11 protein-coding genes are annotated in these 14437 nt (G+C 63.9%); 2 read left to right on the forward strand and 9 right to left on the reverse strand.

The genetic code is table 11. The features are described from left to right. Positions 1-6 precede the first annotated feature (6 nt). Together EPN51_RS18470 and EPN51_RS18475 are read right to left on the reverse strand one after the other, a co-directional pair. Complete coding sequence (locus EPN51_RS18470) at positions 7-1071, reverse strand: phosphotransferase family protein (RefSeq protein ID WP_293045158.1); 1065 nt, start codon at positions 1069-1071, stop codon at positions 7-9. After that, positions 1064-2431, reverse strand: a complete 1368-nt coding sequence (locus tag EPN51_RS18475) for an NAD(P)/FAD-dependent oxidoreductase (protein WP_293045160.1) — start codon at positions 2429-2431, stop codon at positions 1064-1066. The genes EPN51_RS18470 and EPN51_RS18475 overlap by 8 nt, the downstream gene beginning before the upstream one ends. Before the next feature lie 274 nt (positions 2432-2705). On the opposite strand from EPN51_RS18475, the gene EPN51_RS18480 reads away from it, so the two are divergent. Together EPN51_RS18480 and EPN51_RS18485 are read left to right on the forward strand one after the other, a co-directional pair. Beyond that, complete coding sequence (locus tag EPN51_RS18480) at positions 2706-3431, forward strand: hypothetical protein (protein WP_293045162.1); 726 nt, start codon at positions 2706-2708, stop codon at positions 3429-3431. Next, positions 3428-4741 (forward strand): NAD(P)/FAD-dependent oxidoreductase, encoded by a 1314-nt coding sequence (locus EPN51_RS18485; RefSeq protein WP_293045163.1) that lies wholly within the window; start codon positions 3428-3430, stop codon positions 4739-4741. The genes EPN51_RS18480 and EPN51_RS18485 overlap by 4 nt, the downstream gene beginning before the upstream one ends. Before the next feature lie 6 nt (positions 4742-4747). Here EPN51_RS18485 and EPN51_RS18490 read toward each other — a convergent pair whose 3' ends face one another. From EPN51_RS18490 to EPN51_RS18520, 7 genes are all read right to left on the reverse strand, one after another. After that, a complete protein-coding gene (locus EPN51_RS18490) occupies positions 4748-6169 on the reverse strand; it encodes a cytochrome P450 (protein WP_293045165.1) in 1422 nt (473 codons plus the stop codon). 31 nt (positions 6170-6200) lie between these two features. Next, entirely contained in the window at positions 6201-7757 is a 1557-nt protein-coding gene (locus EPN51_RS18495; protein ID WP_293045167.1) for an NAD(P)/FAD-dependent oxidoreductase, read from the reverse strand. Positions 7758-7759: 2 nt separating this feature from the next. Next, positions 7760-8653: a DUF1295 domain-containing protein gene (locus EPN51_RS18500; RefSeq protein ID WP_293045169.1), complete on the reverse strand. Its 894-nt coding sequence runs from the start codon at positions 8651-8653 to the stop codon at positions 7760-7762. A gap of 299 nt (positions 8654-8952) precedes the next feature. Continuing rightward, complete coding sequence (locus EPN51_RS18505; RefSeq protein WP_293045171.1) at positions 8953-9618, reverse strand: TetR/AcrR family transcriptional regulator; 666 nt, start codon at positions 9616-9618, stop codon at positions 8953-8955. An 84-nt stretch (positions 9619-9702) separates the two neighbouring features. Next, entirely contained in the window at positions 9703-12564 is a 2862-nt protein-coding gene (locus EPN51_RS18510) for an MMPL family transporter (protein ID WP_293045173.1), read from the reverse strand. Further along, entirely contained in the window at positions 12561-12998 is a 438-nt protein-coding gene (locus tag EPN51_RS18515) for an MmpS family transport accessory protein (RefSeq protein WP_293045175.1), read from the reverse strand. The genes EPN51_RS18510 and EPN51_RS18515 overlap by 4 nt, the downstream gene beginning before the upstream one ends. Before the next feature lie 301 nt (positions 12999-13299). After that, positions 13300-14367: a hypothetical protein gene (locus EPN51_RS18520; protein WP_293045177.1), complete on the reverse strand. Its 1068-nt coding sequence runs from the start codon at positions 14365-14367 to the stop codon at positions 13300-13302. Positions 14368-14437 lie beyond the last annotated feature (70 nt).

Here is a 14437-nt window from a genome sequence, read left to right on the forward strand (position 1 = left end):
CTCCCTTCACGATTCCGCGAGCTCCCAACACGGCCGCAGCAGCGGCGCCTGGGCTTCCCGCTGGGCCTCCGTCATATTCCGCTGCAGCGCGCTGACGGCGACGATGATCATGTACGCGGCGAACTTCTTGAAATAGTCGAACTTGTGCAAGGGACGGCCGCCGGCGGCGTAATACATGGCCAGCCATTCGTCTTCGCTCGGTGGTTGCAGCAGCCCACTGTCGGGCGGGGCCGCGAAGATGCGATTGCTCACGCATTGCAGGGCGAGATCGGCCTCGGCACGCCCAAGGCTCGACATCTCCCAATCCAGCACCGCCGCGAGCCGTGTGCCGTCGAAAAAGTAGTTTTGCAGTGTCGAGTCGCCGTGCATCAGTTCCGGCTCGCCATCGGGAAGGTGGTCGAGCAGCCAACTACGCACCGGAACCAAGCGCTCGAATATCGGTAGGTGCACCCAATCCCAGGTCTGCCAATACCAGTTGATCAAGCGCTCCAACGGAGCGATACCCGGCGCGTTCATCACGAAGTCCTCCAGACCCCGCGCCTTGATGTCGGTGTTATGAATGGCGACCAGCGCGGCCATGACCTTGGCCAGCATCTCGTCCCGATCGGCCGGTGAGGCCTCGGCGAGCGGGCCCTGAATGAAGGCGGCCGGGTGCTGTCCCCTCCCGTGCACCCGCGACATCACATAGCCCGAGGCGCCGAGGAAGCGGCCATCCGGGTCGAGCCACAACGGCTCGGGCACCGGCACATCGGTGCCATACAGCGCGCGCTGTACCCGGAACTGTCGCGACATGTCGTATTCGAAGAACAAGCGCTTGTCGCTGAGCGGCGCATGACGTAGCACCAGTTCGCGGGCGACGCGCCCCTGACCGCTGTTCAGGGTTGCGTCGAACAGCACTGTGCCGCTTGATGCGCCGACTTCACCGCCGTCGCCGATCACCGCCACATCGACTTCGCCATCGACGTCGGGCTGGTGCTCGATGAAGCGGCGAATCTCATCGGCACCGACCTTGTGAACGACATCCTTGCCGGCGCCGATCACGTTGCTGAGCATCGACTGGACATCAGCCATGAGTGAACTCCTCGTGTTGTGCGGGGGTGCGATGACCGTGGTGCGTGTGCAAGTTCGCCGCGGCGCGGTTGCCCCAGGCGACGGCCGTGTTCTGGCCGGTCTGAGACAAGTAGTCACCGGCGAATTGGATGCGAGACCGGGGATCCAAGTTCGAGGTGAACTCGGCGATCTGCTGATAGACGCCAACGCGTGTCTGCGGCAACGCGATTGGCCATCGGCGCACGTAGGTGAAATCGACGGTGTCCCGCAGCTCCGGGAACAGTCGCAGCACCGTTTCCAATGAGCGTGCGATGAGTTCGTCATCGGTGCGCGGCATCCATGCCGCGGCCGCCGACATCTCCCAGCACACCGAAAGCAGGCCGTGGCCGGCCGGCGCGCGGTCCGGCGCCTTGTTGTTCTCGACGATGATCATGCAGACCTCGCGGTCCTCAGCGGCGGGCAGCTGCACCAGGAATGCCGGTGTGTTCGCAGGGCGTGTGGTTCCGATGGCGACGTTGATCGCCTGAGTGAAGCGCAGCGTGTCGTTGAGGAGGCCGAGTGATGTTCTGGTTGGTGCGCAGATCGTGGCCGCCACCGGCAATGGGGTAGCGACGACGCAGGCATCGGCCGTGAGGGCCTTTGTTTCGCCCTCGGGATCGCGGTATTTGAGGCGCACACCGTCGTCGCTCTCGGTCAAGGAGAGCACGGGGGAGCGCAGGTGCACCGTCCGCAGCCGTGACAGCAGTGCGTCGATGATCGCGCCCTGCCCACCGGCGAGCGTCGACAGCCGTCCGGCGACCGCATTGACCAGACCCGACATCAACTCGACGCGGCTGACCTTGTCGGAGTCGGCAAGCAACAGCGCACGCGTGATCGGTTCACCGAAGTAGACGTCAGCCTCGGTGCCGGCCAGCCTGGTCAGGTAATCGCGGGCGGTCTCTGTGTCGAGCGGTGCGGCGGCGCGCAAGTCTTCGTACGACAGCATGCCGCGCATGCTGGCCAGCGCGACGTCGAGCACCACCCGTGCGAGCCTGACCTTGGTGAACAAGGACAGCACATCGGTTCTCAGCCCCGAGCGGATCAACCGATCGAGGCGTAACAGCCGGATTCGGCCGTCGCGGTACACGCCGAGATATGGCGCCGTATCAACGATGCGCAGGCTCAGCTCTCGTGCCAGCTGCGTAGCGATCGGATATCGCGCGGCGAACGCCGTCGCGCCGGTGTCGATGCGGTAGCCACGTTGCACGATCGTCTCGACGCGCCCGCCCGCACGGGGTTCCGCTTCGAAGACTTCTACCTCCCAGCCCGCCTGCTGCAGACGGTATGCGGCGGTGAGGCCGGCGATTCCAGCGCCGGCGACGACCGCTCGCCGCGATTTCACAAATGATGGTCGGGGCACCTGGTGGCTTCTGCGACTCTCGTGATGGAGGTTATTTTGAGACACTAAGGTCTATAAATAGTCGGTGTCAACTATCGTTTACGTAATTTCGGTGCCGGACTAGTCGGGAATCGTGCATATCCAATCTCATCACCGAAGTCGGAGCTAAAGCCGCGCTCGGCGAGGTAGTCTGTGACGGCATCGGAAGTGACAACGATCGTTTACGCACGACCTCGAGCCAGATCGAGTGAGCGCGAGCCGCCAGGGAGGATGCGAAATGCTATCGCCACAGGCAAATCTGAGGCTCCTGCAGCGCACCTCGTGGAGCGGCTTCGTTTACATCGCATTCCTGATGGTCGGCATCTGGCCGCTCGCCGGCTTCTTTCCCTCCCAACCGCCGAGCTGGAACGCCGCTGAGATCACCCGGGTCTACCACGACAACGTCATGGGAATCCGCATCGGGATGGTGCTGGTACTCGTCGGCTCGATGTTCTACGTGCCCTGGACGGCAATGCTCGCCAAGCTCATCGCGGCCGTGGAGGGTAAGCCGGGCATCCTGACCTTCTGCCAGATCATCGCGGGCTGTACCAACGTGCTGCTCACCGCGTATCCCGCGGGATGGTGGCTCACCGCATCGTTTCGCTCCGACCGCGATCCACGGCTCGTGCAACTGCTCAACGACATCGCCTGGCTGCAGTTCCTCGGCGTGATCGCGCCGTTCTACTTCGTCGTCATCAGCATCATTTACGCCTCACTGGCCGACGAGGACCCCGATCCGATCATTCCGCGCTGGGTGGGGTGGTTCAACGTGTTCTTCATGCTGGACCTGATACCGCTGAGCGTCATCTTCCTGTTCAAGACCGGGCCATTCGCCTGGAACGGGCTGTTCGGCTTTTACCTGCCGTTCGCGACGTTCTGGGTCTGGTTCTTCGTGATGTACTACGCGATCCGCAAGTCGTTGCACCGGCTCGACGGCGAGCCCGCGGTGCCGGTGGCCGCGTGAGCGCCGCTCGCGCCGCGATCGTCGGGGCGGGCCTGGCCGGGCTGACGGCGGGCTATCGCCTGCAGGCGGCCGGCTGGCACGTCGACATCTTCGAGGCCACGAACTCGCCCGGCGGCCGGGTGCAGACGGTGCGCCGCGATGGCTACGCGATCGACACCGGGGCGTCGGCGCTCGGTTCGACATACCACGGCTACCTGGCGTTGGCGCGCGAACTCGGTGTCGAAATGCGCTCCACTGCACCGTATATCGGGATCCGCCGTGCCGGCGCGACGCATCTGCTCGATATGGACAAGATGGTTCGTTCGGGGTTGACGACGCCACTGCTGTCACTGGGCGCAAAGCTGCGAGTGCCGCGATTGGCAATCGACGTGGCGATGGCCAAGGCGCGCGGCCGGCTGGACTACGCCGACATGCGCAAGGCCGCACCGCTCGACACCGAAAGTGCGCGCGCGTACGCCCACCGCGCGCTCTCAGCGGAACTCGACAGCTACCTGTGCGAGCCGATCGTGCGCACCATGCTGATCGCCGACACCGACAAGGTGTCCAAGGTGGAGCTGCTCTCCGGGATCGGCAACATCTTCACCGCCAAGATTCTCGCCGCCGCAGGCGGACAGGGCCGGGTCCCCGAGGCGCTGGCCGAGCGGCTCAAGGTTCACCTGCAGACGCCGGTCCTCGAGGTGCGACGCACCGAAAACGGGGTCAGTGTCAGGCATTCGGGTACAACGTCGGAATACGATGCCTGCGTCGTCACCTGCCCGCTGCCCGAGGCAACAGCCATCTGCGTCGATGACCGCGGCATCCTCGGTCAGCTCGACAACAGCCTGGGCTACACCCAATGCATCAGCGTCGCCGTCGCCACCACCAGACCACCCGACTGCCCAGCGTTTCTGCTGATGTTCCCGTCGGTCGAGGACCCCGATATCGCCCTGATGTTCCTCGATCACAACAAGGCCCCCGACCGCGCGCCGGCCGGACACGGCCTGCTGAGCTGTCTGTGGGAGACCGACGCGTCGCAGCGGATGATCGATGCGCCCGACGAGCAGCTGGTTGCCCACACTCTGAGGACCGTATTCGACGTGTTTCCCGAACTGCGCAACACCATCGAGTTCACGCACGTGACGCGGTGGCGGCGGGCGCTGCCGTTCACCCGCATCGGCGCCTACCAGGACATCGGGCGCCTCAACGCCGGGCTCGATCCGGCGTCACCGGTGCAGTACGCCGCCGACTTCATGTCGGCGGCCGGTCAGAACACGGCAGTGGAGTTTGGAAATCGGGCCGCGCGCAATGTGATTGGTGCACGCGCGAGCTGAGGGACGTCAGGCGGACGCCGACGTCGGCGGAGCCGCACCCTGAGAGGTGTCGATAGGGCAGCGTGGCATCTCGGCAGTCGCGGGTGGCGCCGGCACGGCGTTCCGGACGGATTGGACGGTCATCCTCGTGTCGCGGTGCGGCACGAGGATGACATGCTTCACCCGTCGCCGTTCACCCGCAGCCGCGGTGGTTCTCAGCTCGAGGCGGCGGAGAATTTCGCGCAGCACGACCCTTATCTCGACCATGGCGAACATCGCACCGAGGCAGCGGCGATTGCCGCCGCCGAACGGCAGCCAGGTGGTGGGACCGGGCGTCGCGCCCAGCATCCGGTCCGGGTCGAACCGTTCAGGATGGGGGTACCGCGCAGGGCTCGCGTGTACCAGCCCGATGCCTGGAGCGACCATGACGCCGACGGGCAGGCGGTAGCCCGCCAGCTCGACCGGCTGGGTCAGGACCCGGCCGACATCGAAGACCACCGGGCGGATCCGCAATGTTTCCTTGGCAATTGCGTCGAGGTACTCGTCGCCCGCTGGATCCCCGGCCGCGCTCGCGTCGGCTGCGCGTACCGCCTTGCGGAGTGTGTCGGGATGCCTGATGAGCCGCTCCAGTGCCCACGACAGCGCCGTGGCGGTCGTGTCGTGTCCGGCGGCCAGCAGTGTCATGAGTTGATCACGTAGTTCGGTGTCGGTCATTGTTCGGCCGTCGTCGTGGCTGGCACGCACCAGCATCGCGAGCACATCGGTGCGCTCCGCGATATCGGGAGCGGCGCGACGATCGGCAATCTCGGCGTACAACAGCCGGTCGGCTTCGTCGATGCGGCGGCGCACATATCGCCAGGGACGGCGCCGCTGCAGGTCGGGATTTGCGATGGACAGCGACGCCCATGACCCCATGTTGAGCAACCCCGGCATGACCTCGCGCAACGAGGCCAGCCGGGCCGGATCGGTGGCTCCGATGACCGTCCGCAAGATCACCTCGAGGGTGATCTCCGACATCTTGGGCGCAACCGGGAACTCCACGCCCACCGGCCAGCGGGCAATGTTGGCGGCAGCGATCTCGGCAATCAGTGCCGCCTGGCGTGCGACCGCGTCGCGTTGGAACGGCGCGATCATAAGACGGCGCCGGTCACGGTGCAGGTCCTCGTCGATCACCAGCACCGAGGTTTCGCCGACGAACCCCGATAGCAGCGAATTCGCTTCGCCGGCATGATAAATGGTCGGATCACCGGCGAAGACAGTCTTTATGTCGGCGGGATCGTCGAGATAGACCAGTGTTCCTATCGATGCGATTCGCAGCGTGAATACGCTGCCGTAACGACTGCGGCAGGCCGCCACGAAGCGGGGCCAATAGCGCAACATCAGCGCCGTCTGCACCGACCGGGGGAGCGGGGGCCCGGGCGGCAAACGATTCGGCTTCGCTTCGCTCATGATCGAAGCATACGAGCGGCCCCGGCCTTGGCTATAGCGATTTGAGGACGGTGCGCGCGGTGGTCCTGCCCGCCCAGCCGTGCACGCCGCCCATCGGGTGTGCGCCCGCACCGGTGTGCCACAGGCCCGGGACGGGTGTGCGGTAGCCCGCCAGCGACGCGGTCGGACGATTGGGGCCCATCTGGTTCAACGACATGTCGGCGACGACGTAGCTGCCCTCGTGCGTCATCTCCCGCAATTCGTCGGGACTCTTGACCCAGCTGCCGATGACAGTGTCGGCGAAACCCGGCGCCGCCTCGTCGACCTTGCGTATCGCCTGCGACGCGAACGGTCCGCGGTGTTCCTGCCAGCCGCTGCCGTCGGCGAAGTTCTGCGGAACCGCGGTGCAGAACAGGTACATGGTGTCTCCGGGGCTTCCCGGCGGCACCTGCGAGCGATCGAACGCCGACGGCATCAAGGCCCACATCGGCGTCTCGGCCGGCATGCGGCCGTGCATCGCGGTGTCGAGCGCGCGGTCGACATAGTCCTTGGAGTCGCCGATCAGCATATAGCTGCCCCACAGTTCCGGCCTGTCGCACAACAGCTTTGGACGCTGAGACAGTGCGACGTCGATTTTGGCGTTGTTGATGCCCCAGCCGTTGATGCGGATGTTGCGAACCTCGTCGAGCACCGTGTCGGACACGTGAGCCGAGTCGACCAGCTTGCACATCAGCGAGACTGGATCGACCGCCGCGACCACTTGACCGGCGTGCAGCACTTCGCCGTCGGCCAGCCGAACTCCGGCCGCCCGCCCGTCCCGGACCAGGATCTCTTCGACGGCCGCATCGGTACGGGTCTCGCCACCGTGGTGGCGCAGGCACGCCGCCAGCGCCTTGGTGAACTCGGCCATACCCCCGATGGGGCGCTTGATGCCCCACCCGATGTGCAGCATGATCACTCCCAGCACCGCGCCCGATCCCGGTTCCCGCAGTGGCGCTTCCGAACCCGAGGCGTAGATAGCCAGCAGCGACTTGATTTCTTCCGACTCGAACATGGTCTCGATGAGCTCATGCGGGGAAGCCATCAGCATGCGCGCAACGGGGGCGAGACTGCGGCGCTTGCGCACGGCCCGCCACCCCAATTCCGCGACCGTCTTGGCCCGCGGACGGGTGGGATGGTCCATCAGATACGGCGCCGCCACATACCAGAAGTCGCACCACATCTCGCAGAGCTGGGCGAACTTCGAGGCGTCTCGCTTCGAATACCGCCGGATCTCTTCGACGGTGCGGTCGAGCGAACGCCACAACCCGATGGACTGGCCTTCCGGACCAAGGTAGGCGCCCCATGGTTCCGGGCTGGCCTGGCGCAGGCCGAAGGACTCCAGCCGAAGCTCGCTGACGATGGACGGCTCTAAGTTGGTGAACAGCAGATCCACCGCGCACGGGTTCATCACGAATCCCGGTGCCTCGGCAACGGTTTCGCGCGAGTATGTCATCCCGCCCAACCACGGCTTTCGCTCCAGCACCACTACGCGTTTGCCGGCCCGAGCGAGATACGTGGCGCAGGTCAGGCCGTGATGACCGCCTCCGACGATGATGGCGTCATACATGGTCAACGAGCGTTCGCCTTGGCGCGCTGCTCGGCCAGCTGGGCCTGATTGCGCGCGATGGCGTCGGCCGACAATGGTAGTGGCAGGAATCGGCGGGTGCGGGCCATCAGCTCTTGGTACTCCGGCCGCACGCCCATGTAGTTGTCCTGGAACGCCGAGCCCAGCACCGACGTCAGCATGATCGTGTTGATGATCGGGCCGGCGACCGTCCACCAGCAGTCCGGGTTGCCGGCGACGGCCACCAGCCACATGCCCCACCACACCGTGGTGGTCCCGAAATAGTTCGGGTGGCGGCTGTGCTTCCACACCCCGGTGTTGAGGTACCGCGGGCGCTGCTCCAGCGCTAGGAAAGACTGCAGCTGTGCGTCCGCGACCGTCTCGAAGTACAGGCCCACCATGAACACCAGCAGGCCGACGAATGCCACGGGGCCGATGCCGCCGTTGGGCGTCCGGTTCGCCAGAATGCCGACTACGGCAGGCATTCCGATCACCACGATGACCACGGCCTGGGGTTCCATCACCCGGAAGAAGCTCTTCCACCAGTAGCCGGGTGACATCTCCTTGACGAAGTTCAGATAGCGGGGGTCCCCGCCGTGGACGGGTACGTATCGGCGCCAGCGCGCGGCCAGATACCAGCCCAGCCGGCCGCCATGCAGCATCACCATGAACAGCAGCAGCGCCGCGGTAACCGATTGGGCGCCAACGATCAGGTACGCGAGCAACGCCGGTGCCGCGAAAGCGAAGCCGTACCAGCCGTCCATCATCGAATGGTTGCCCTGCAGCAGGCCCACCAGCCACAGGATCGTCACCACCGAGAACGTGAAGACGACACAAAATACAAAAACGCTGAGGTTGCTGGACGGATTCACGCCCAAGCTGCTGACCAGACCGTTCACGTGCTCACCCTAACAAATAATGATAACGATCGGTAACGTGTTGGCGATATAATGCCGTATTACGATGCATAAATTGCGGTCGGGCGCTGGGTTTACGATCGTTCAACCTGCGGTCACTTGGCGCCGCGGGCCGGGTCGACCTCGTCCTGGACGTCGAGGTGGCGCTCCAACTGAGCGGCGACCGAGTGCGGCGTCAGCGATCCCATCGGCACTGAGGCCTGCGTTGGCTTCGCGAGGTGCGATAGGGCCTTGTGCCCACACGAACAGCTCCGCCCGCGAGCTCCGGGTCGGCATGAACCTCAAGCTTCACCGCCGCTACGGCGTGGCGCGTCGCTGTTCGAGCGTGGGGTCAAACAGCTGGGGGTGGACACCGCGGGGAGAACGAGTGTCTCGATGACTTGTCGTATGAAATCTGCGTCAACGGTTTGTCCGCCGAGTACGCGTAGCAGGCCCATGGCGGTGAGTACGTCGGCGACCAAGGACCAGTCCCGGTCAGCGGCGATCTCACCGCGCGCTGCGGCGCGGGCCAGAATAGTCGAGATGACGTGTGTGCCCTTGAGCAGCATCAGATCACCGAGAGCCGCGGCGAGCTGGGGATCGTGGGTGGCTTCCAGGGCCACGCGGAGCACCAGGTCGTTGGTGATCAACTCGTTGTCGTTGCGTGCCGCGCGTTCGATGAGGGCTTCGATGTCGCCGGCCAAGCTGCCGGTGTCGGCGACCTCATCGGTGCGCAGATCGGGCCGCCAGTAGACGAGGACGTCGGTGATCAACGCTGCTTTCGATGACCACCGCCGGTAGATTGCGGCCTTGCCGACACCGGCGCGCGCGGCGATGTCGTCCATGTTCGTGGCGTCGTACCCGTTCTCGGTCAGTGCGGCAAGAGCGGCGTTGAGGATCGCGGGATCGCGGGATCGGTCCAGCCGCCCAACCGTGCGTTGGCGAAGCTTCGATTCCGTTTCTCTCATATGCCTATACCTGCCCTGAACTCGGATCCGATGTCAGCGCCTTCTAGCCGAGAGCGTGCCAGATGCCGACGCGAGGAGTGAGCGTTACACCGTAGTCAACTGTGGGAGGGGCGCGGTGTCGCTCTCTGGCTCTGCGGCATCCTTCTTCATCTTGAAGGTGTTCAACGGCCACCAGAACCAGCGACCCAGTACGGCGGCGATCGCCGGCGTCATGAGTGCTCGCACGATAAACGTGTCGACGAGCAGGCCCATCCCGATCGCGGTACCGAACTGCCCGATCACGCGCAGGTCGCTGACGATCATCGACGCCATGGTCGCAGCGAATATCAGGCCGGCCGCGGTGACCACCCGGCCCGAGGCGCCCATGCCCCGGATAATGCCGGTGTTGAGGCCGGCCGGGATTTCTTCCTTCAGCCGGGAGACCAGCAGCAGGTTGTAGTCGGACCCCACGGCCAGCAGGATGATGACCGTCAGCGGTAGCACGATCCATTGCAGGCCCAGCCCAAGGATGTCCTGCCAGAGCAGCACGGACAAACCGCATGCGGTGCCCAGCGATGCCAGCACCGTACCGACGATCACCAGGGCGGCCACCAAACTCCGGGTGATCAGCAGCATGATCGAAAAGATCAAGATCAGGGTGGCGATGCCGGCGATCGCCAGGTCGATGATGACCCCGTCCTGCATGTCGCTGTACATCGAGGCGGTGCCGGCCAGCGAAACCTTGGCGGACTCCATCGGAGTTCCCTTGATCGCGTCGGCGACCGCCTGCTTGATGCCCTGGACATGTTTGATTCCCTCCACTGAGGCGGGGTCGCCCTGGTGGGTGATGATGAACCGGACGGCTTTGCCGTCAGGCGATACGAACATTTTCAGGCCGCGCTGGAAGTCGGGGTTTTGGAAGACTTCCGGCGGCAGATAGAAGGTGTCGTCGTTCTTGGCCTCGTCGAAATAATTTCCCATCATCGTTGAGCCTTCGGCACCCTCTTGCATATGGCGCTGAATTCCTGCCATGGAACTGTGGGTGGACAGCATGAAGTTACGCATCGTCTTCATCGAGTCGACGGTCTTCGGAAAATCGGCGAGCAGTTGAGGCATCAACCGATCCAGCTGGTCGAAATCGACTGTGAGACCAGTGAATTTCTCCGAAATCTGGTCGATACCGTCCATCGCGTCAAAGAGGGATCGCATACTCCAACATATAGGGATATCGAAACAGTGTTTCTCCCAATAGAAATAGCTGCGCAGGGGTCTGAAGAAATCGTCGAAATCTGCGATGCGGTCGCGCAGTTCGTTGGTGGTTTCCACCAGGTCGTGCGTTCTGCCGACCATGCTGTGAGTCGTCGCCGTGAGATCCTTCATGACGCTGTACATGTGCTCCATGACGGAAATGGTTCTGCCCAGCTCGTCTGCCTGCTCGAGCATCGACGCCATACTGTCGTTCATGAATTTCGCCGTCTGCAGGGTGCTGGAGCTATTCATGGCGATCACGAATGGCAGCGAACTGTGCTCGATCGGCGCCCCGAGGGGCCGGGTGATCGTCTGCACCCGCCCGATACCGCGCTCGTGAAACACGCTCTTGGCGATCCGATCGATGATCAGCATGTCCGCCGGGTTGCGCACATCATGGCCGGCGTCGACCATCAATAATTCCGGATTCATGCGCGCCGGGGAGAAATGCCGCTCGGCCGCCGTTTGAGCTATGTTGGCTGCGATGTCCGGCGGGGTGAATTTCTTGTCGTTGTAGCTCGGGACATAAGTCATCAGGCTGATGAAACCAATCACGGCGACAAAAAGAGTCACGACGATAATCGGTTTCGGCCACCTGGTCACGAGGGTGCCGATTTTGCGCCAGCCCCGCTCCGAAACCTCGCGCGTCGGATCGAAGAAACCGAACCTCGACGCGACCGCGAGTAACGCCGGCGCAAGCGTCAGGCCCGCCAGCATCGTGACCACCAAGGCGATTGCGCAGGGGAATCCCATGGTCTGGAAATACGGGAGTCGGGTCGCGGTCAGGCACAGGCAGGCGCCCACAATCGTGAGACCCGAACCCAGGATGATGTGCAGCACACCGTGGTAGGCGGTGTAGTACGCCTGTTCTCGATCTTCGCCACGGGACCGCGCCTCGTGGTAGCGGCCCAACAGGAAAATGAAATAGTCGGTCCCCGTGGCGATGGTCAGCATGGTGACCATGCTGACCGCGTACGGGGTGAGACCGATGATGTCCAGATTGCCGGCGGTGGCCACCACCCCTTCCGCGGCATAGAGCTCGAAGCGGACCAGCACCAGCGCAAGGAGCGCATTCTTCAGCGAGCGGTAGATGACGAGCAGCATCACGAAGATGACACCGATCGTGACAGTCGTCATCAGATCCATGCTGTTGTGCGCGGCGATGAGTGTGTCGGTGTTCAGCACGGTGTTGCCGGCCACATGGGCTTTGACACCCGGCGGTGCCGGGACGCTCTTGACGATCTTGCGGACCTCAGCGACCGACTTGTGGCTGGGCGTGGTGCCTTGAGCGCCGTCGAGGAACACCTGCACGTAGGCGGCCTTGCCGTCCGGGCTTTGTGAGCCGGCCGCGGTCAACGGGTCACTCCAGAAGTCCTGGACGTTCTGTACGTGCTTGCTGGCCTTGAGCTTCGCGACGATCTTGTTGTAGAACTCGTGCGCGCTGTCGCCGAGCTTGTTGTCACCTTCCAGCACGACCATCGCCGTGGAGTCCGTGTCGAACTCCTGGAACTTGTGGCCGATGTTCATCATGTCCTTGAACGCCGGCGCCTGCATCGGCGTCATGGGCACCGAGTGCTTCCCCGCCACCTCGCCAAGCGACGGTGTGAACAGGGTGGTGCCGAGCGCGAGGAGGAGCCAAAACAGGATGATCGGCACCGCCAGTACGCGAATCAGGCGGGCGACGCGGTCGCGCGGCGGCTGTGCCGTTTCGTTGCTCATACGGATTTCACCAAGCAGTAGATGAAGGGTTGGTATTCGTCCCGGCTGCGGTCGTCGCGGACTTGGCCGTCGACGATGACCCGGCATCGAATGTGCCGCACGCCGGTGTCACCTTGGGCGACGATGTTGGCCGACATCGACGGCAGGGTCGTCACGATGGTGTACGACCACGGCAACGGGGCATTTTCGACGAGGTGGGGTTGCCCATTCTCGTCCAGGTAATTGACGCTGACGTTGCCCCCCGAAGGTGCCGTGACCTCGTAGGTGATGTGCTTCGGGTTGAAGGGTTTGGTGTTGTCGGCATTCGCGTCGCCGATCGACAGGTTGGCGTTTGCACCGAAACTGTCGCGGATCCGAAGCACGACATACGAGCCGAGCGCGACAACGACCACAAGAAGCAGCGGCATCCAGACCTTCTTGAACAGTCGAAACACCCGCTGTCTCCTCCGTTACCTGCCACCGCCGAGCGCCGCGCGACACCAAATTGCTTGTCGGCACACGTGTCGATCAAGGTCGACGCACCGGACCACGCCCACTGCGGAACTTAAGTTCCATAATTGGGTCGATCTGGACTGTATCGCATCGCCGAACACGCTGACCTATAAGGTTCCTCAGCCCGGTATGCGATCGCGCATCGCGGTGTCGAGGGCGCGTAGAACAGGAACGCGCTGAGGTCGCTGGACGGGTGTAGCCCCAAGCCGGTGACGAGACTCGATCTCCGCACTGAGTTCCGTTTCAGGCCATCCGGCCCGGGCTGAAGGGAAGGTCGGAGAACGACTCGATAATTCCGGCCGGGGCGGCGTGCACGGCGGCCAGCACGTTGACCGCACGGTTGGAGGTGGTGACCATTGCGTCGGTGAGAGGATCCTGGCCTTCGAAGGCGATGTCGACGTTGACGCTGGGCTGACCGACAATGGTGAACCGGTAGCCACCCCGCTGCGGTGGCTGGGGCCAGTGCGAGGCGATCTCGGGATCGAGCCGCTCATAATGCTCCACACACAGTCGGCGGTTTCCGTCGATCAGGCCTTCCAGGCCCCAATGCAGCGCCGCGATGGAGCCGGCAGGGACATCCAGACCGCTGGTGGTGACGAACGCCTTGTCGGTGGTGGCGGTCTCACGGAAATGGCGGATTTCGTCGAAAGTGATACCGAACGCCTCGGCGAGGTAGTGCAGGATCGACTCCCAATAGAAGTTCAGGAAGTCGGGCGAGAACCCTTGCGCGTCTGCGTCGGGGTGTTCGCCGAAGCCCAGCGCCTTGAGCATGGCAGGGTCATAGCTCGAAATTTCGAGCATCTCGGCCATCGTGACGGACTCGATCTGGTGCGAAAGATTGGTCAGGGAAAAGATCAGCGAGTCGCAGAGAAGGCCTGGGAAGATGCCCGTGAAGTGAAGGGAGGAATTCCCGCGCGCGCAGGCTTGTCGCAGCCGCTCGACGATCGCCTGGTCGGCAGTGGGGATGTGAAACAGCTGGGTCGGGGTGATGGTGACCAGGTCTTTGCCTGATTCCAAGACGGCGCACAGGTCGTCGATGACTTGGTCGAGCCGACCGACGTCGGTGGCGCTGTAAGAAACAACGTCGCCGGGCCCCTCGAGCAAAGCACGGGCGTCACGCGTCGCCGCAATGCCGATGGGCGCCAGCCCGCATAGCTCCCCGGCGTCCTTGCCGTCTTTGTCGGGGGAGCTCACGTACAGTCCGACGAGGTCGGTGTCGGGGCGCTCGATGATTGCGCGCAATGCGGGTACGCCGGCTCGTCCGGTTGCCCATTGGATCACCTGCACGGGTTTGCTTGCGGTAGTGGACATGCGCGCTCCTTATGTCGGTCCTGCGTTAGGTGGATCGCCGATGTGTCTCCGCCGCTTGGGCTCTGGCGTT

The sequence above is a fragment of the Mycobacterium sp. genome (genome assembly GCF_004298145.1).
In the GTDB taxonomy this organism is placed as follows: Bacteria; Actinomycetota; Actinomycetes; order Mycobacteriales; family Mycobacteriaceae; genus Mycobacterium.